This window comes from Marichromatium sp. AB31, from assembly GCF_003718685.1.
Lineage (GTDB): Bacteria > Pseudomonadota > Gammaproteobacteria > Chromatiales > Chromatiaceae > Marichromatium > Marichromatium gracile.
Genome location: NZ_RHFI01000009.1, coordinates 66363 through 83316, shown reverse-complemented (window position 1 = coordinate 83316; position 16954 = coordinate 66363). Strand labels below are relative to the sequence as shown.

The window sequence follows — 16954 nt, the reverse complement described above, 5'->3', positions numbered from 1 at the left end:
GCTTTGGCGCACTGCGGCCAACGACTGGCGCAGGAAATCGAAAGGGCCGCCAAGGAGAAGGATCGCGAGGCGCTCGCATCCAGCCTGCTCGAGCTGCCGAACGTCGCCGAGACAAGCTTCCAGCTGCTGCGCCAGGCATGCGAGCAATGGCGCACAAAATCCCCCGCTGTTCGGGGCGGGGAGACATAGCGCCGGGATAGACATCACCTTGCAGAGCAGAGCTTCATCGCCTCACCGACAACCACGGTGACAGGTATCTTTCATCGTCGAGACGTAACGGCCGTCTCTTGCGATCGGCGCCTTCCATCGGCATTTCGTGCTGATGGAGCGCGGCCCCGGGAGCCAATCCGACGGGATGGCGTCCTGGCCCGAAGACAGCAAAGCGCTGTTCGTCTGGAACGGATCATCGGAACGTGCGGACATCAGGATGCGAGACAGAACCCACCCCTCCCCGAAGCGCCTCGCCCGGTCCGCGCGGCCCAGGAGCACGAACAGCCGTCGCTATCTCGCCTGGATCGTGCTGCTGGCGGCGCTGCTGCCGGTCCTGCTGGCCTGGCAGGGGCTGATCGAGCAGCGCCAGCTGATCGCCGACCGGCAGTTCGATCTGCTTAGCCAAGAGATCCGCGAGGCGATCGACGAGCGTCTGCACGACCACGAGCAGATCCTGCTCGGCGGCGCCGGACTCTTCGACGCCAGCGAGACGGTCTCTCGCCAGGAATGGCATACCTATGTGGAGCGCCTGCGCCTGACGGAGAACTATCCCGGCATCCTCGGCGTCGGCTACAGCCAGCTCGTCCGACCCGACCAGCTGGCCGCCCATGTCGCCGCCGTGCGCGCCGAGGGCTTCCCGGACTATCGGCTCAAGCCGCCCGGCGAGCGTGCGCTCTATACCGCCATCGTCTATCTGGAGCCCTTCTCCGGGCGCAACCTGGCGGCCTTCGGCTACGACATGTTCTCGCAGGAGATCCGCCGCGCGGCCATGCAGGCGGCCGTCGACACCGACGCCACCACCATCTCGGGCAAGGTCCGGCTGGTGCAGGAGACTCACGGCAAGGAACAGGCCGGATTCCTCATGTACGTCCCCATCTATCGGCCCGGTCTGCCCCTCGACACGGCGGCGGAGCGCTGGGCGGCGCTGCGGGGTTTCGTCTACAGCCCCTATCGGGTCGACGACCTCATGGCCGGGATCCTCGGCAAGCGCAGCCTGGCGATCGACTTCAGGATCTACGATGGCGAGGGCACCGATCCGGACGCCCTCATGTACGACTCCGTCGAGCAGCACGACCCGGAGCCGAACCCGAACCCGAGCCACACCGGCCTGCAGCGGATTCAGGCCTACGGCCGCACCTGGACCCTGAACCTCTACAGCCGGCCGGGCTTTGCCGCCGAGACCGATATGGCGACCATCTGGCTGGTGCTGGGACTGGGTATCGGCATCAGTCTGGCCCTGTTCGCCGTGACCCGGCTGCTGCTGGACCGCCGCGCTCAGGCGCTGGCACTGGCCGAGGAGATGACGGCGCGGCGCCAGGAGTCCGAGGAGCGCTTCCGCTCGGTCTTCCTGCACCTGGGCCAGGGTGTGGTCATCCACGACGCCGAGGGCCGCATCCTGGATGCCAATCCAGCCGCCCAGCGCATCCTCGGCGCCGCCCTGGAGCAGATGCGCGAGCTCACCTCGATCGACTCGCTCTGGCAGGTCGTTCGCGAGGACGGGCGCGCCTTTTCCAGCATCGATTACCCGGTCATCCAGGCCTTGCGGCTCGGCGCACCCGTCACCGGCGTGGTGATGGGGATCCGTCACGCCCGCGCCACCCCCTGGCGCTGGGTCCAGGTCGACGCCTACCCCAGGCAGGACGCCTCCGGCGTCGCGGTGTACCAGGTCTACGCGGTCTTCACCGACATCACCGCGCGCAGGCAGGCGGAGTTGGCGCTCAGGGACCAGTCGCAGCACACCCAGGCCATCCTCGACAATGTGATCGACGGCATCGTCACCGCCGGTCCCGACGGCAGGGTGATCTCCTTCAACCCGGCCGCCGAGCGCATCTTCGGCTATACCGCCGCCGAGGTGGTGGGCGGCAACCTCAGCATGCTGATGCCGGAGCCCTATCGCAGCGGCCACGACGGCTACATGAGCCACCACCTGCGCACCGGTGACAAAAGGGTCATCGGCGTCACCCGCGAGCTCAAGGGGCGGCGCCAGGACGGCACCGTCTTCCCCATGGAACTGGCGGTCTCGCGCATCGAGCGCGGCGGCCGGCCCTTCTTCATCGGCATGATCCGCGACATCACCGAGCGCAAGCAGCTCGAGCGCATGAAGAGCGAGCTGATCTCGACCGTCAGTCACGAGCTGCGCACGCCCGTCACCTCCATCCGCGGCGCGCTCGGGCTGGTGGTCGGTCGCTACGCCGAGACCCTGCCCGAGAAGGTTCGCACCATGCTCGAGATGGCCGAGCGCAACAGCGCGCGCCTGACCCTGCTCATCGACGACATCCTCGATCTCGAGAAGATCGCCTCCGGGCGCATGCACTTCGATCTCCACCCCACCGATCTCGCCGCCCTCGCCCGCCAGGCACTGGAGGCCAACGAGGGCTACGCCCGCCAGCTCCAGGTGAAGCTTACGGGTCGTGTGGAGCTCGAGCGCGCCCCGGTGCTGGCGGACGACAATCGCATGCTGCAGGTCTTCGCCAACCTCATCTCCAATGCGGTCAAATACTCGCCTCAAGGCGGGGAGGTCCAGATCGGGCTGCGGCGTCACGCACAAGGATTCCGCGCCTTGGTCGAGGACCAGGGCCCAGGCATTCCCGAGTCCTTCAAGGATCACATCTTCCAACGCTTCGCCCAGGCCGACAGCTCCGATAGCCGCGAAAAGGGCGGAACCGGCCTGGGGCTCTCGATCACCAAAGCGATCCTGGAGCGACACCATGGATGCATCGGCTATACCTCTCGGGCAGGCGGGGGCACGACCTTCTACTTCGATCTGCCCGAATGGAGCGAAGACCGCGCGGATAGCCCCGCACCGACAAACGAGGACGATCCGAATCCCAGGAGCACGCCATGACACTGCACATCCTGCATATCGAGGACGAGTCCGATATCCGGCAGATCGCCGAGTTCGCGCTGGAGGAGGATTTTCGGCTGACCCAGTGCGCATCCGGGGACGAGGCGCTGAGCCGCGCGCCCGAACTCGCGCCGGACCTCATCCTGCTCGACGTCATGATGCCGGGCATGGACGGTCCGACCACGCTCCAACGGCTGCGCCAGCTGCCCCATCTGGCCCAAACCCCGGTCATCTTCATGACCGCCAAGGTCCAACCGAAAGAGTGCGAGCAGCTCGCAGCGACAGGGGCGCTCGGAGTGATCTCCAAGCCTTTCGACCCCATGCGCCTGGGCGATGAGATTCGCGCCCTCCTGGGGCACTCGGCTGCCTGACCCCATCTCTTAGCCATCATGGAGGCGCTCATGTCGACATCTCAGACGAGCCGTGGCGAGAGACTGCGCCGAATGCGGGAGCGCTTCCTCGCGGAGCTTCCGGAACGAATCGATGAACTGGAGCGCGGCTGGTCGCATGTGCTTGAGACAGCAGGCCGCCCGGCCGCCCTGGAGGCATTTCACCGACCGGTGCACAGCCTGGCCGGAACCGCGGGGACATTCGGGCAGCCCGGGCTCGGCGACCAGGCCAGGGAGATCGAGGACGTGCTCGAGCGCCTCGACCAGAGCGAAGAAGAATCCGTCCGGTTGGAGCTGTTCGAGCGCATCGGTGCCCGCCTCAAGGCCTTGAGACGGTATGCGTTGCAGATCCCGGAGGCCCTCGAGACCGCCGCAGCGGTCGAGCCGGCACGCCTCGAACCGATCCCGGCGGAGACCAGGGGGGAGGCCCCCTCCTGTCTGCTGCTGATCGAAGAGGATCGGGCGAGTGCCGAAGACCTGGTGGAGCAACTTGGCTACTACGGCTGGGATGTCATCTGGTGCGAGTCATTAGCACGGGCTCGAGCGGTGTTGGAGACGCAGCGGATTCGGGCGATCGTCTCGGATTGCTCGCCCCTTCCCGAAGGGGGGGTATCGGCAACCCCATCCAGCACCTCGCCAAACCGGACCGGCACCGAGCCTCCACTCATCATGGTGTCCAGTCACTGGAACTGGGACAGCCGCCTGGCCGCGGTGCGCAGCGGCGCCGATGCCTGTCTGTCCAAACCGATCGACGTCCATAGTCTGGCCGACCTGCTCGACAAGCTGACCTGCACGCACGCCTCCGACCCCTACCGTGTGCTGATCCTCGACGACTCGGTGCCACTGGGAGACTACTACGTGGCGGTGCTCAGAGACGCGGGCATGCTGGCATACGCGATCAGCGAGCCGAGCGCATTGCTCGACAGCATCGCCACGTTCGAGCCCGAGCTGATCCTGCTGGATCTCTACATGCCCGACTGCAATGGCATCGAGGCCGCACGCGTCGTACGGCAGGAGGAGCGCCATGCCGGCATCCCCATCGTCTTTCTGTCCGGCGAATCCGATCGCCAGCAGCAACTGTCCGCGATGGGGACGGGTGCCGACGACTTCCTCACCAAGCCCATCCCGGACGTCGATCTGGTGAGGGCGGTCGAGCTGCGTGTCTCACGCTTCCGCTCGCTCACCGCGCTCATCCGTCAGGACAGTCTGACGGGACTGCTGAACCGCATCGCTTTCGACCTGCATCTCGAGACCGAGGTCGCCCGCTCGAGCAGAAGCGACGCTCCACTTGTGCTCGCCATACTCGACATCGATCATTTCAAACAGGTCAACGACACCTATGGTCATCCCGTTGGCGACCGGGTCATCAGAAGTCTGGCGCAGATGTTGCGCAAACGTCTGCGACGCCACGACGTCATCGGCCGCTATGGCGGCGAGGAATTCTCGGTGCTGATGCCCGACACCACGATCGCCGCGGCCGAGAAGGTCATGAACGCCCTGCGCGAGCAATTCGCCCTGCTGCGTCTGCCCAACGCAAGCGGCCATTTTCAGTGCACCTTCAGTGCCGGACTCGCCGAGCTTGACGACCATTATTCCAGCATCGCATTGACCTCAACCGCCGACGCGGCGCTCTACCAGGCCAAGCGACTCGGGCGCAATCGCGTCGTGTGCGCCAACGGAGACAAAGAATTAGCGGCGCCTCTTTGACGGCACGAATCCTGAAACCGATAGCCCCGATCAGCCTCAGGGTTCAGCGACGCGACAACGCTCACAACAGCGCCCATCGAGCGGCATGAGCCGGCTTCATGCTGAATCTGTCGCGTACCTTCGCATCCCGTTTGGAGAGCACGCGGCAGAAGATCCCGCAGCGGAGATACGCGCGGGAGTGCAAGGAGCAGGTGGTCAAGCCGGTGTAGTCGGGGCGCACGCGAGATGGGCCTGGTGGAGCAGAGGGTGCGCAACTGGGCGCAGCAAGGCCAGGCCGGCAAGCCGGTGGCGAGCGCAGGCAAGGCGGTGATACCCGAGGAGATGGCGCTGTGACGGCTACGCGCCGAGGTTGCCGAGCTTTGCGAGGAGAACACGCTCAGACCGGACGAAACACCGTCTTAAGTTCGCTAACGCACTGAAGAAGCTGCCTATTCGGCATAGCGTCCACATCACGGGTTGCGATCCTTGGCAGACACCAACCCCGCAGATGCCCCCGAGTCCCCTCGGAGTGACTTGCACACGCCCCAACCCGCGACGCAAGAAACCGATGCCTGAAGGTCGTCGATAGGCCTGCGCCGCCCCCTTGGAAACCGATGGCAACAGGATTGACCGACGGTGGCTCAACACCAACGGATGGCATAGACACACAAGAGGTGATGGTGATGGAAAAGCTCGTAGCACTGATTCTTCTGATCGCGCTGGTCGGCTTGCCCGGCTGTAATACCATCGAGGGCGCCGGCAAGGATATCCAAAGCGGCGGTGATGCCGTGAGCGATGCGGCCAGGGACGTCAAGAAAGAGATGTGAGTCGGCACGGAGGCCAAGATTGAGCTTCCCCGCTTTTTGGTCCGTCCCCCAAGGGGTTGGGCTCATGCGGTCGTCTGGTCGTGACTCTGGCTCGCCTGCCAATGCTGCATGAACTCGACGAGGCAACGATCGCCGAGTGTCGAGTGCAGTCGCTTGCGCCTGTAGAAGGCATCGATGCTGGAAGGCGTGGCTGACGTACTGGCTACCCCGGCCGGAGTGCCCCGGTGGCGGTCGGCGCCGGGCATCGGCCATGTCGAGGGCGCTGATGACCCGCCGACGACCTCGCGGTTGAACAGGTCGAGGACGACGGCCAGATAGCGCCAGCACTCGTCAGTGCAGAGTTCAGTGATGTCGGCGGGTTCGGGGCATTGGGCCGGAAGTCACGGGCGAGCACGCAGGTTCTTGGCCACGGGAAGACGGTAGCTCAAGTCGGTCGTGACGCGGTCGCGATGCCGGTGACACCCCCGTCGCCCGTCGTGCGCACGCAACAGCCATTCCACGCGCGCCTTCCCGGCGCTCAGGACATGGGCGCGAAGTGCCCGCGCTATCCGCGGACTGCCGTAGGCGCCACCAGTCTCGGCGTGGATGCCCTGCGGCAGCAGCGCCAGCTGCGCGTCACTCACCCCCCTGGCGCTGGCCGCCGCGCGGCCAGGCCCGATAGCCGCTGACGCTCATCCCCAGCAGCGCACAGCCGACGCAGACCGTGCGCGCCGCGATACACGTCGATCCGGAAATGGTGGGGTGCGACCAGGATGCGTGGTGACGAAGACAGCCGGGGCCGGTCAGCCCCGCCGCCCACTGCAGAATCTCAGCTCGACCGCATGCTCCAGACGGTCGTCCAACAAGGGGATGACGGCATCGTCGCGCGGGATTCCGTCCACGATCACTCGTGGTCCGTCTTCCCCTTCGGGCGTCTGTGTCACAGCGATGCGGTAGAGCGTCTCGCGATAGCGGTACTGCAAGGTGAACCCCTCCCAGTCCGCGGGCAGACAAGGCTCAATGCGCAGGGTCTCCCCTTCCAACCGCAACCCCAACAGGGATTCCAGGATCAATCGGTACATCCAGCCCGCCGAGCCGGTGTACCAGGTCCAGCCGCCGCGCCCAACATGCGGGGAGACCGCATAGACATCGGCCGCGACCACATAGGGCTCGACCTTATAGGTCTTAACCTCCGCGGGAGAGCGTGCATGATGGATCGGGTTGATCAGGTCGAAGAGCTCCCAGGCGCGCGCCCGATCGCCCAGTTGCGCAAAGGCCATCGTCGCCCAGATGGCCGCATGGGTATATTGCCCGCCGTTCTCGCGCACGCCGGGGACGTAGCCCTTGATGTAGCCGGGATTCAAGGCCGACTGATCGAAGGGTGGATCCAGCAATTGAATCAGCCCGGCATCCCGACGCACCAGACGCGCATCCAGCGCATCCATCCCCAGCCGCGCCCGCTGCCGACCGCCGGCCCCGGAGAGCACCGACCAGCTTTGGGCGATGGAATCGATCTGGCAGTCGGCCTGACCCGCCGAGCCCAGCGGGGTCCCGTCGTCGAAGTAGGCGCGCCGATACCAGCCACCGTCCCAGCCATGCGCATCGAGGCTCTGGCGCAGTTGCTCCGCCTCCCGCTCACAACGCTCGACGAAGGGCTGATCGCCCTGCAGTCGCGCAACCTGGCTAAAGCCCATCAGCACCTCGTAGAGGAAAAAACCCAGCCAGACGCTCTCGCCCCGGCCCTTGATCCCCACCCGGTCCATGCCATCGTTCCAGTCGCCCGAGCCCATCAGCGGCAAACCATGCTCGCCAAACCGCAGGCCGTGCAGAATGGCGCGCACGCCATGATCGTAGAGGCTGGCGGATTCGTCCGACAGACCGGGAAGGTCGTAGTAGGCGTCGTCCTCGCCGCCGACCAAGCGGCCTTCCAAGAACCGCGCCGACTCCTCCAGCACCCCGGTATCCCCGGTGGCCACGACATAGCGAGAGGTCGCCAGCGGCAGCCAGAGATAGTCGTCCGAGCAACGGGTCCGCACCCCTCGGCCCGAGGGCGGATGCCACCAGTGCTGGACATCACCCTCGCGGAACTGGCGGCTGGCACAGAGCAGCAATTGCTCGCGCAGGCGCAGCGGCTCGGCATGGATGAGCGCCATGGCGTCCTGCAACTGGTCGCGGAAGCCGAAGGCGCCGCCGGACTGATAGTAGCCGCTGCGCGCCCATAGCCGGCAGGCCAGGGTCTGGTAGAGCAGCCAGCCGTTGGCCAGGATGTCGAGCGACGGATCGGGAGTCTGCACCCGCACGGCGCCCAGGGTGTGCGTCCACTGCTGGCGCACCTTCTCCAGCGCCGCCCGCGCGGCGCTCGCCCCCCGGCAGCGATGCACCAGGGAGCTGGCGTCATCCATGCCGCGGCGCCCGACCACGCCGAGGCGGAAGACCGTCTCGCGCGTCTGCCCAGGCTCCAGCTCGAGCGTCGACTGAAGCGCCGCGCAGGCATCCAGCGCGGCCCCGACCTTGCCCGAGAGGCGCACGCGCTTCAGCGCGGCCGGAGCGCGCGGGGTGCCATTGCGCCCGAGGAACTCAGTCCGGTCGCCGCTGACGGCTCTGGTCGGATCGTCCACGTCGAAAAAGGCGATGCGGTCGGCGAACTCGGTGTTGTAAGGATTGCGCGCGAACAGAGCGCCGCTGGTCGCATCAACTTCGGTGATGACATGGAGGTTGGTCTTGGGGCGCAGATCGCCGAGCACCCACTCCACATAACCGGTCACCGAGAGCCGGCGCGACTGATTCGACCGATTGCTCACCTTGAGCACCGAGAACTTGATGGGTGCATCCACCGCCACGTAGACCCAGAGCTGCGAGTGGATGCCGTCCTCGGTGTGCTCGAAGACGCTGTAGCCGAAGCCATGCCGGCAGACGTAGTCGGACCGGCCGCCGGCGGGCAGCGGCGTCGGCGACCAACAGTGGCCGCTCTCCTCGTCGCGCAGATAGAAGGCCTCGCCGCTGGCGTCGCTCACCGGGTCGTTGTGCCAGGGCGTGAGGCGAAATTCGTGAGCGTTCTCGCTCCAAGTGTAGGCCGTGCCGCTGGCGGAGATGACCGTCCCGAAGTGTGGATTCGCCAGGACATTCACCCAGGGCGCGGGCGTCGTCTGGCCGGGCGCGGTGGTGATGACGTACTCGGTCCCATCCGGGCTGAAGCCTCCCAGCCCGTTGTCGAACAGACGAGCGGGACGATCGTCACTGTCCGCTGCGCGCTGCCCACCGCTCACTTTCTCGTCCCCCCGGCTCCATTCGGAAAAGCGGGTGCGGGTCGGGCGCAGACGCGGCACGCTCGGCTCCATGGGGCCGCGCCGGTTGAGCTGCTCCGCCAAGGTGCCCCGGGTATCGCTCAGGATCACCCGCGCCACCGTCTGGAAGAGGATGCGGTCCTCCTGGCTGATCTGATCGGCCGGGCGGATGAAGATACCGCCGGGCCGGTCGATGACATGCGCCTCGACGCCTGCCGAGATCAGGCCCAGGATCTGGTCGTGGAGCTGCTGGCGATATCCGGCGCGATCCTCGTTCCAGATCACCAGGTCCACAGTCAACCCCTTCAGGCGCCAATAGGCGTGCGCCTGCACCAGCTGATGGACCAGTTCGATGTTGGCCGGATCGCCGATCTGCACCAGCACTAGCGGCACATCACCGGAGACCGCGTGGCTCCAGAGCCCGGATTGGCCGCGGCGGTTCTGGCCGAGGATGCTCGGCTCGGCCCGCAAGGAGGCGTTGGCATAGAGGATGGAGTTGGCCAGGCGCCCGTAGAGCTGCACGTCGGACTGGCTGGCATTGATCTGGCGCAGCACCACCTGGCTGTGGGTCCAGGCGAGATCGAAGACGCGATCGGCCAGGCGCTGATCCTGGTACTTCTCGACCAGACTCAGGGCGATCGCACGACTCTCGCCGATGCCGGTGACCCGGTCGAACGTCGCGGTCTGGTCGGGATCGAGGGTCATCGAGCAGCGGATCGCGACGATGGGATCGAGCACCGAGCCGGCGCTGCCAGAGAGGGTCGTATCCCCCTCCATCGCCCAGGGATCAGCGACCGTGCGGTCGCGTCCGATGAAGCGCATGCGGTCGGTTTCATAGGACATGGCGTCGCAGGGTGTCCCGCGCAGCACCATCTGGTGAAACATCCAGGGCACGGCGTCGCCGCTGGAGCGTGGCCGACGGGTACAGAGGATCGCTGGTTGCGGATGCAGGATCTCGGTCTGCACGAAGAGGTTGCTGAAGGCCGGATGCGCGGCGTCCGCGGCCGGCGGGGCGAGCACGACCTCGGCGTAGCTGGTGACCTCGATGACCCGGCGCACCCGTGAACGGTTGGTGAGGCGCACCCGGCACAGCTCGATGTCGTCCTCGGGCGAGACGGAGATCTCGGTATAGGACTCGATCTCGTGGTCGTGGCGGCGGAACTCGGCGCGTCCCTCCGAGAAGATGGCCTCGTAGCGTTCCGGTGTTTTGAGCGTGGGCTGATAGGCGGTCGACCAGAGCGCCCCGCTCGCCAGGTCGCGAAGATAACAGAAGCTGCCCCAGGCATCGCGGGTGGTGTCTTCGCGCCAGCGGGTCACGGCGAGATCCTTCCAGCGGCTGTAGCCGCCACCGGCGTTGGTGACCATCACGTGGTAGCGCCCGTTCGACAACAGCTTCACCTCGGGGGTCAGGGTGTGCGGGCTGGTGAACACCCGCATCTGCGACTCCTGACCGCTGGCGGTAGTGCGGATGTCGGTGGGCTCGCCGCTGGCGTGGGTGTAGAAGGCCGGCGTTTTGGGGATACGCTCCTGCAGCAGCAGGGCGGTCGCCTGAAACAGTGGCGCCGAGGCGAAACGGCGCTGCATCGGACGCTCCAGCAACAAGTAAGCCAGGGAGAGGAAGCTCATGCCCTGGTGATGGGCCATGAAGGAGCGCACCACGGAGTTTGCCTGGCCACGGGGCAGGCGCGAGGGGGTGTAGTCAATAGCCTCGTAGAAGCCGTAACGGCCTTCGAAACCGCTGTTCGCGAGGCGTTGGAGATTCTGGCAGGCGGCCTCCGGCGCGACCATGAGCGCGAGCGCCGAGGCATAAGGAGCGACCACCAGATCCTCCGCCAGCCAGCGCTTGAGCCCCAGTCCTGGCACGCCGAAGGCGCGGTACTGGTAGTTGAGCTGCAGGTCGACCATGTTGAAGCCGGACTCCGAGACGCCCCAGGGCACGCCGCGCTCCTTGCCATAGGCGATCTGTCGCGCCACCGCCGTGCGATAGGTCTGATCCAGCAGGGTGTGCTCGTAAGTCGGCATCACCAGCAGCGGCATCAGGTATTCGAACATGGAGCCGCTCCAGGACAGCAGCGTCGGCTCGCCGACGGCGAGGGTCAGCAGACGCCCCAGGGCGAACCAGCTCTCCTGCGGCAACTGCCCCTGCGCGATCCCCACGAAACTGGCCAGACGCGCCTCGGAGGCCAGCAGGTCGTAGTAGCTCGTGTCCTGGCGGCGTTCGCTGACGTTGTAGCCGATCGCCAGCAGCTGACGCGCCTCGTCGAAGAGGAAGTCGTAGTCCATCGCCGCCAGCTCGCCAGCCTGCTGAGCCAGCCCCTCGATGACCGCAATCCGTTCCCGGGCGCGCCGACCGGCGACCTGGATCTTGTCGTCCTGACTGTGCTTACTCTCCTTTGCATCGTCCGAAACCAACCCTGCCCGCCCCAACTCCCGCAGAGTCGGAATCGCACCAAGCCCAGCCACCGCATCAACCGGCCCCAAACCCGGCTCATCCTCGAGCCAAGGCACCAGAAACAGCAGATCTTCCAGGATTCCCCGACACTGCCGGGCCAAGGACCCCGCCCAGGCGATCACATCAGCCTCGGTGCGCGCGCTCAGATCCAGTGCCGCCGCCTCGGCCGCCGTCGCCAGCGCCCCAAGACAGTCACGCGTTGCCACCAGCCCGGTTGGCCGCGTCTGGATGGCCGACTCCAGCCGCTGCCGGAAAGGCACCAACGCATCGGGCAAGGCCAAGACCGGCTTCCTGCGATGCTCGGAGCCCGCTGCCAGCGCCTCCACCAGAATGCGGAAGCTGTCGTCGATCCCCTCCAGCCAGCGCGGGCTGAGGATGGGTGCGTCGATCAGCCCCAGCAGACCCGGTTGCAGAGTCAGCAGATGGCCCGCGAGGTTGCCGCTGTCCACCGAGGAGATATAGAGCGGCGGCAGCGGCTTGAGCGTCCGGGTGTCGTACCAGTTGTAGCAATGACCGCGATAGCGCTCCAGAGCGGACATGGTGCTCAAGGCACCGCTCGTACGCGCGATGAGCCCGCCAACGGTCGAATATCCGAAGTCATAGGCCGCCAGATTCGCGAGCAGCGAGAGCCCTATATTGGTCGGCGAGGTGCGATGCGCCACCACGGGCGCGGGATGCTCCTGGTAGTTGTCCGGCGGCAGCCAATGGTCATCCGGGCCGACGAAAGTCTCGAAGAAGGCCCAGGTCTTGCGCGCCACCCGGCCCAGAAACTGGACCTGCTCGCACGTCAGGCGGGCCTCGCGATGCGTCAGCGGCTGACTCAACCACCAGGCAATCGCCGGCGAACTCAGCCAAAGCGCCAAGATGGGTCCCGCCGCCCAGAGCACGGCTGGCCAGACAGCGACGGGGTTGGCCATCGCCAGCCCCAGGGCGGTGACGGCGGCCAGCGCGGGGCCGACCCACATTCGACGATAGAAGGAGGCGACACCCCAGCCCTGGTGATCCTGATCGGCGGAGGAGACCCATTCCAGCAGCCCGCGGTGGGAGATCCACAATCGCCAGAGGGTGCGCAGCATCGCGTCCAGACCGAGAAAGGCCTCATAGGGGAGACAGACGAGCGAGAAGAGCGCCTGCGCGACTTGCCGCACCACCGCGCGGAGACCCGCTGCGAGATGGGTGTGCCAGTGCACGTCGCCCGGCTTGCGCACCAGGTTCAGCAGCGCGGTCATGAGCGCCGGGAGCAGCAGGATGCCGATCACGGCCAGGGTCCAGAGAGCGGGCGCCGGCAGCACGACCCAGCCCAGGACCAACGAGAGGGTCAGGGCGGCGGGCACCAGACTGCGCCGCAGGTTATCGGCCAGTTTCCAGCGCGACAGGGACGAGAGCGGATTGCGCCGCGCACGTCCATCGACCCCGGGAGCCCACGGCAGCAACCAGTGCGCAATCTGCCAGTCCCCGCGCATCCAGCGATACTGGCGGCTCGCGTCGGCGCCGTAGCAGGCAGGGAAGTCCTCGTACAGCTGCACGTCGGAGAGCAGCCCGGAGCGGGCGTAACAGCCTTCAAGCAGGTCGTGACTGAGGATGCGGTTCTCGGGAAAGCGCCCCGCCAGCGTCTGCTCGAAGACATCGACGTCATAGATGCCCTTGCCGATGAAGGAGCCTTCCTGGAACCAGTCTTGGTAGACGTCGGAGACGGCGTGGGTATAAGGGTCGATCCCGGCATCGCTGCCGTGCAGGCGCGCATAGCGCGAACGGCTGGCGCCGGGCAGGCTCACGGCCACCCGGGGCTGCAGGATGCCGTAGCCTTCGCGCACGCGCTGGCGGTCGCGGTCGTAGACCGCCCGATTGAGCGGGTGCGCTATGGCGCCCACCAACTGGCGGGCTGCGTCACGCGGAAGCTGGGTATCGGTATCCAGGGTGATAACGTAGCGCACGTCGGCAAGGATCGCCGTCTCGCCCACGATCGAGTCGAAGCGCTCTCCCGCGTCGCCGCGCAGCAGCGCGTTGAGGTCGGCGAGCTTGCCGCGCTTGCGCTCGTAGCCCATCCAGATCCGCTCGCGCGGATTCCAACGGCGCGAGCGGTGGAAGAGGAAAAAGGTGTCGCCGCGCGCACGCGGGTACTTGGCATTCAGCGCGGCGATGCGCTGCGCGGCCAACCCAACCAGCGCCGCGTCTTCCGGCTGCGTTGCCGCCGGCCCATCGCGAAAATCGGTCAGCAGGCCAAAGTGCAGACCCTCGTCGCGATTGGCCAGAAAGCGCACTTCCAGCGCCTCGACCAGTGACTCGATGCCCCCGGCGCTGGTGAGCAGCGTCGGGGTCACGACCAGAGTGCGCCGATCCGGCGGAATGCCGCCCGAAAAGTCCATGCGCGGCAGGGGCTCGGGGGTCGCCAGCAGCGTGGCCACCCAGTTCACCAGGGCCACCGCCAGTTGACTGGTGCCCAGCAGGGCGGGCAACCCCAGCACCGCGAGCACCCAACCCGGCAGTCCCTCGGCCCGCACGGATGCCAGCAAGCCCGTGGTGAAGAGGACCGTGAGCAGCGCAATCGCCCCCAGATACAGCGACAAGGGGAACTGGCGTCCCTGTCGTCGCAATGACTCCAGGGGACCGGGACTGGCCTGCATCCGGCGTTCGAGCAAGGGCAATCCGCGACCGATCAGGTAGAAGCCAACATGCGCCTCGCGCGCGGCCGCGTCGGGACCGCGCGCACCCTCGCGCGCCAGCTCGACCGCCGCCTGGGCCACCTCGGCCTCGGCGCTTTGGCTGTCCTTCGCGACCGTCTCCACTACATGGCGATAGCGATCACGCGCGGCGAACTCCATGTGGGTATAGACCCCGCCGGGATCGCCGCGCAACGTCTGCTCGACCACACTCATGGTCTCGACGAAGGCGCGCCAGTCCGTCGCCCCGAGGGCGCGCAGACTGCCGATGCTGTTGCCGATGGAGACTTGGTCGGCGGCCTGTTGCTGGTTCTCGGCCTGCACCAACTGCTCGATCGTGCGGTCCGACTCCGCGAGCTGCTGCTCGATCCAGGTCAGCGGCAAGGCGAGTGCGGCGCTCTGGCCCTGAAGTCGGCGCGCCAGCTCCGCGACGAACGTGCCGGACATCGGCGGATCGGAGCGTGCCATGTCCGCGATCACCAGGATCAGGTTCTTGGGATCGCGCTCGGCCATCGCGAGCATCCGGTCGGCCCAGGCGTCGGCCAGATTCTGATCGGTGCGGCTGGCGGCGATCCGCGACGCGACACGCCGGAGATTCTCGATCAGCGCCAGACGCAGCATGATGGGGATCGCCCAGAGCTCTCCGAGCTTGAGTGTGGTGACCCTCTGATAGGCGGCGACAAAACGGTTGAGGTTCTCCAGGTCGACCCGGCCATCGCCGTGGGCGATGCTCTCCAGCGCCAGGTCATAGACGCGCGGCAGACCCGCCGCGAAACCCTGGCGTAGACGCGGCAGCGCCCGGCTATAGCCCTTGGGGAGATGTCGCTTGGCGGTGCGGATCTGGTCTTCGATCAGATAGAAATTATCGAGCAGCCATTCGCCGGCCGGGGCGATCCGACGATTCTCCGTGACCGCAACCATCAGGAGCCGGCAGACATCCTGCAGAACTCTTTCATTCGCGGTGAGACGTGCCAGCAGCCGGTCCGGCGGATGCCCTTGCATCAGGAGGTGTGCGGCGGCAAGCTCCTTGCCATGCTGCTCCATCTGAACGGCACTGAACAATTCCGAGCGCAAGGGTGGCTCCGCGCCGATGGATTGACCGATCACGCGGCCATCGGGGAGCCGCACCCTCAGGTTGAGCAGGACTTCACGCAGGGACGGGCTGCTCAGATTCAAGGTGCAGACTCCTTTTTCGAGTGCATGCCCTCTCCGGACCCGATGCCCGGAGAGATATTCAGAACCTGCGCGCTCTCTTCAGGTCGGCTTGCCGCAGGGGGGGCTATTTGAAATGCGCCGCGAATGCCTGATAGGAGTCCTTGAACGCCTCCCAGACATTGTCGCTTTCCCGCTTGACCTGTTCCCAGGTGTTTTCGGAGGCGGCCTGTACCTCCTTCAGCTTTTTCTCGCCTTCCGCACGCTGAACGCGCAGCGCAGCGAGCTGTTCCTGATATTTCACCTTGGCTTCTCCCTTGATTTCATCCCCCTTCTCCTCCATGGCAGCAATGCTCGCATTCCATTCATCGAGCTGCGACTTCATTTTTGCGACATAGTCATCTTTTGACGAAAACATGAGAACCTCCTGTTTTTGATCATTCGCCCGGCGGGCTGCCGGAATACAACGACCTAGTCATCGCATGGGCGCGGCATCTGCATCGCCGCCATTGGCTTACCGTGCCCTGATACAATCACCACGCTATCGGTCCAAAAAACCCAAAGGCGCCAAGCACGAATGGCACCGCGATGACGACGACGATCGTATTCGCGACCTTCCTGACGGTCGCGTTCATTGGGATATGCACATTCACTGCCCAGAGGATGGCTGAGAAGGCGATCAGGTTGATCATGAGCTGGATGTAGGCCACGACGTGACTCCTTATCAAATCCACTTAGAGGAACTCTATGGCACACCAGCAGCGGCGTCTGTTCGCCAGCGTACAGAGGACGAAAAAGGCAGCAGGATCGATTTTCGAATCGCACGCCGTTCCCACCGACTGGCCGCACTCATGGCCAAGGCCGAGCCCTCTCGCCCCTATCTTTTCCAGTAGAAATCCAACTTGGATGGATTCGCCCCGTCGAGATGCACGGCCTTGCGCTGGATCTGGTCTTCGCCTCGCTCGCCGGAGGGGATAACCTCCACGCTGTAGTCCCCAGGCGGCAGTTGTGCGTAGAACCAGGGACCTTGAGAAACGGCCGTCAGCACAGAGCCATGACGCCCATCAAGAATGTTCACCCGCATCGCCGAGAAAGACTCACCGCTGCCCTGCGTCGCAAACATCAGGTGCAGGTTGAACTGGCTGGACAGGGCATTGAGCTCACTGCGCTCGCTCTCGCCCACGCCGCCCGAGACGTAGCGAATGCCGCCATCGGTCTTGATCTGTGACGACTGCCCGTCTGTCGGCACCCCCTGGGCCTGGCGGCATCCGCGCCCTGCGAGATGGGATTCGCTTCTACGACCGGGCGAATAGCCCATTCGCGCGAGGCATCCGCCAACTGCACCTCTCCTCCACCGAGGGTTAGCTGGGCCGGTGCTTCATACCCCGGATGCGCGCCGACCGGCTGACAAAGGCCAGCGCCCAAGACCAATCTCGTTGCCATCAAATTGATTCCGTGCAGATGGAACAT

At 65.9% G+C, this 16954-nt stretch carries 8 protein-coding genes and 1 pseudogene; 4 read left to right on the top strand and 5 right to left on the bottom strand.

Going from position 1 to position 16954, the window contains the following annotated elements; all coding sequences use genetic code 11:
- The first annotated feature begins 427 nt into the window (after positions 1-427).
- The 4 genes from EBL84_RS08805 to EBL84_RS08790 all read left to right on the top strand — a co-directional run bounded on the left by EBL84_RS08805 (position 428) and on the right by EBL84_RS08790 (position 5957).
- The gene (locus tag EBL84_RS08805; RefSeq protein WP_123140480.1) at positions 428-3055 is read left to right on the top strand and encodes a CHASE domain-containing protein; all 2628 of its coding nucleotides are present in this window, start codon (positions 428-430) and stop codon (positions 3053-3055) included.
- Positions 3052-3426, top strand: a complete 375-nt coding sequence (locus EBL84_RS08800) for a response regulator (RefSeq protein ID WP_123140479.1) — start codon at positions 3052-3054, stop codon at positions 3424-3426. Before EBL84_RS08805 ends, EBL84_RS08800 begins: the two co-directional genes overlap by 4 nt.
- Positions 3427-3456: 30 nt before the next feature.
- Positions 3457-5151, top strand: coding sequence for a diguanylate cyclase (locus tag EBL84_RS08795; protein WP_123140529.1), 1695 nt, complete (start codon positions 3457-3459; stop codon positions 5149-5151).
- Positions 5152-5744: 593 nt separating this feature from the next.
- Entirely contained in the window at positions 5745-5957 is a 213-nt protein-coding gene (locus tag EBL84_RS08790) for an entericidin A/B family lipoprotein (protein WP_338086186.1), read from the top strand.
- A 171-nt stretch (positions 5958-6128) separates the two neighbouring features.
- Here the strand turns inward: EBL84_RS08790 and EBL84_RS17555 are convergent.
- The 5 genes and pseudogenes from EBL84_RS17555 to EBL84_RS08775 form a co-directional block, all read right to left on the bottom strand.
- A pseudogene (locus tag EBL84_RS17555) lies at positions 6129-6647 on the bottom strand (IS3 family transposase); the annotation flags it as partial.
- Between the two features lie 92 nt (positions 6648-6739).
- Positions 6740-15376: a glycoside hydrolase family 94 protein gene (locus EBL84_RS08785; RefSeq protein ID WP_223806984.1), complete on the bottom strand. Its 8637-nt coding sequence runs from the start codon at positions 15374-15376 to the stop codon at positions 6740-6742.
- Between the two features lie 235 nt (positions 15377-15611).
- The gene (locus EBL84_RS08780) at positions 15612-15902 is read right to left on the bottom strand and encodes a hypothetical protein (RefSeq protein WP_123140477.1); all 291 of its coding nucleotides are present in this window, start codon (positions 15900-15902) and stop codon (positions 15612-15614) included.
- Positions 15903-16017: 115 nt separating this feature from the next.
- The gene (locus EBL84_RS17065) at positions 16018-16194 is read right to left on the bottom strand and encodes a Thivi_2564 family membrane protein (protein WP_165913519.1); all 177 of its coding nucleotides are present in this window, start codon (positions 16192-16194) and stop codon (positions 16018-16020) included.
- Between the two features lie 167 nt (positions 16195-16361).
- Positions 16362-16802 (bottom strand): hypothetical protein, encoded by a 441-nt coding sequence (locus tag EBL84_RS08775; protein ID WP_190287921.1) that lies wholly within the window; start codon positions 16800-16802, stop codon positions 16362-16364.
- Positions 16803-16954: the final 152 nt, after the last annotated feature.

Coding starts and splice junctions, on each gene's coding strand:
- EBL84_RS08805 (WP_123140480.1), top strand. CDS start 428: ATGCGAGACAGAACCCACCCCTCCCCGAAGCGCCTCGCCCGGTCCGCG.
- EBL84_RS08795 (WP_123140529.1), top strand. CDS start 3,457: ATGTCGACATCTCAGACGAGCCGTGGCGAGAGACTGCGCCGAATGCGG.
- EBL84_RS08790 (WP_338086186.1), top strand. CDS start 5,745: ATGGCAACAGGATTGACCGACGGTGGCTCAACACCAACGGATGGCATA.
- EBL84_RS08780 (WP_123140477.1), bottom strand. CDS start 15,902: ATGTTTTCGTCAAAAGATGACTATGTCGCAAAAATGAAGTCGCAGCTC.
- EBL84_RS08775 (WP_190287921.1), bottom strand. CDS start 16,802: ATGGGCTATTCGCCCGGTCGTAGAAGCGAATCCCATCTCGCAGGGCGC.
- EBL84_RS08785 (WP_223806984.1), bottom strand. CDS start 15,376: ATGGAGCAGCATGGCAAGGAGCTTGCCGCCGCACACCTCCTGATGCAA.
- EBL84_RS08800 (WP_123140479.1), top strand. CDS start 3,052: ATGACACTGCACATCCTGCATATCGAGGACGAGTCCGATATCCGGCAG.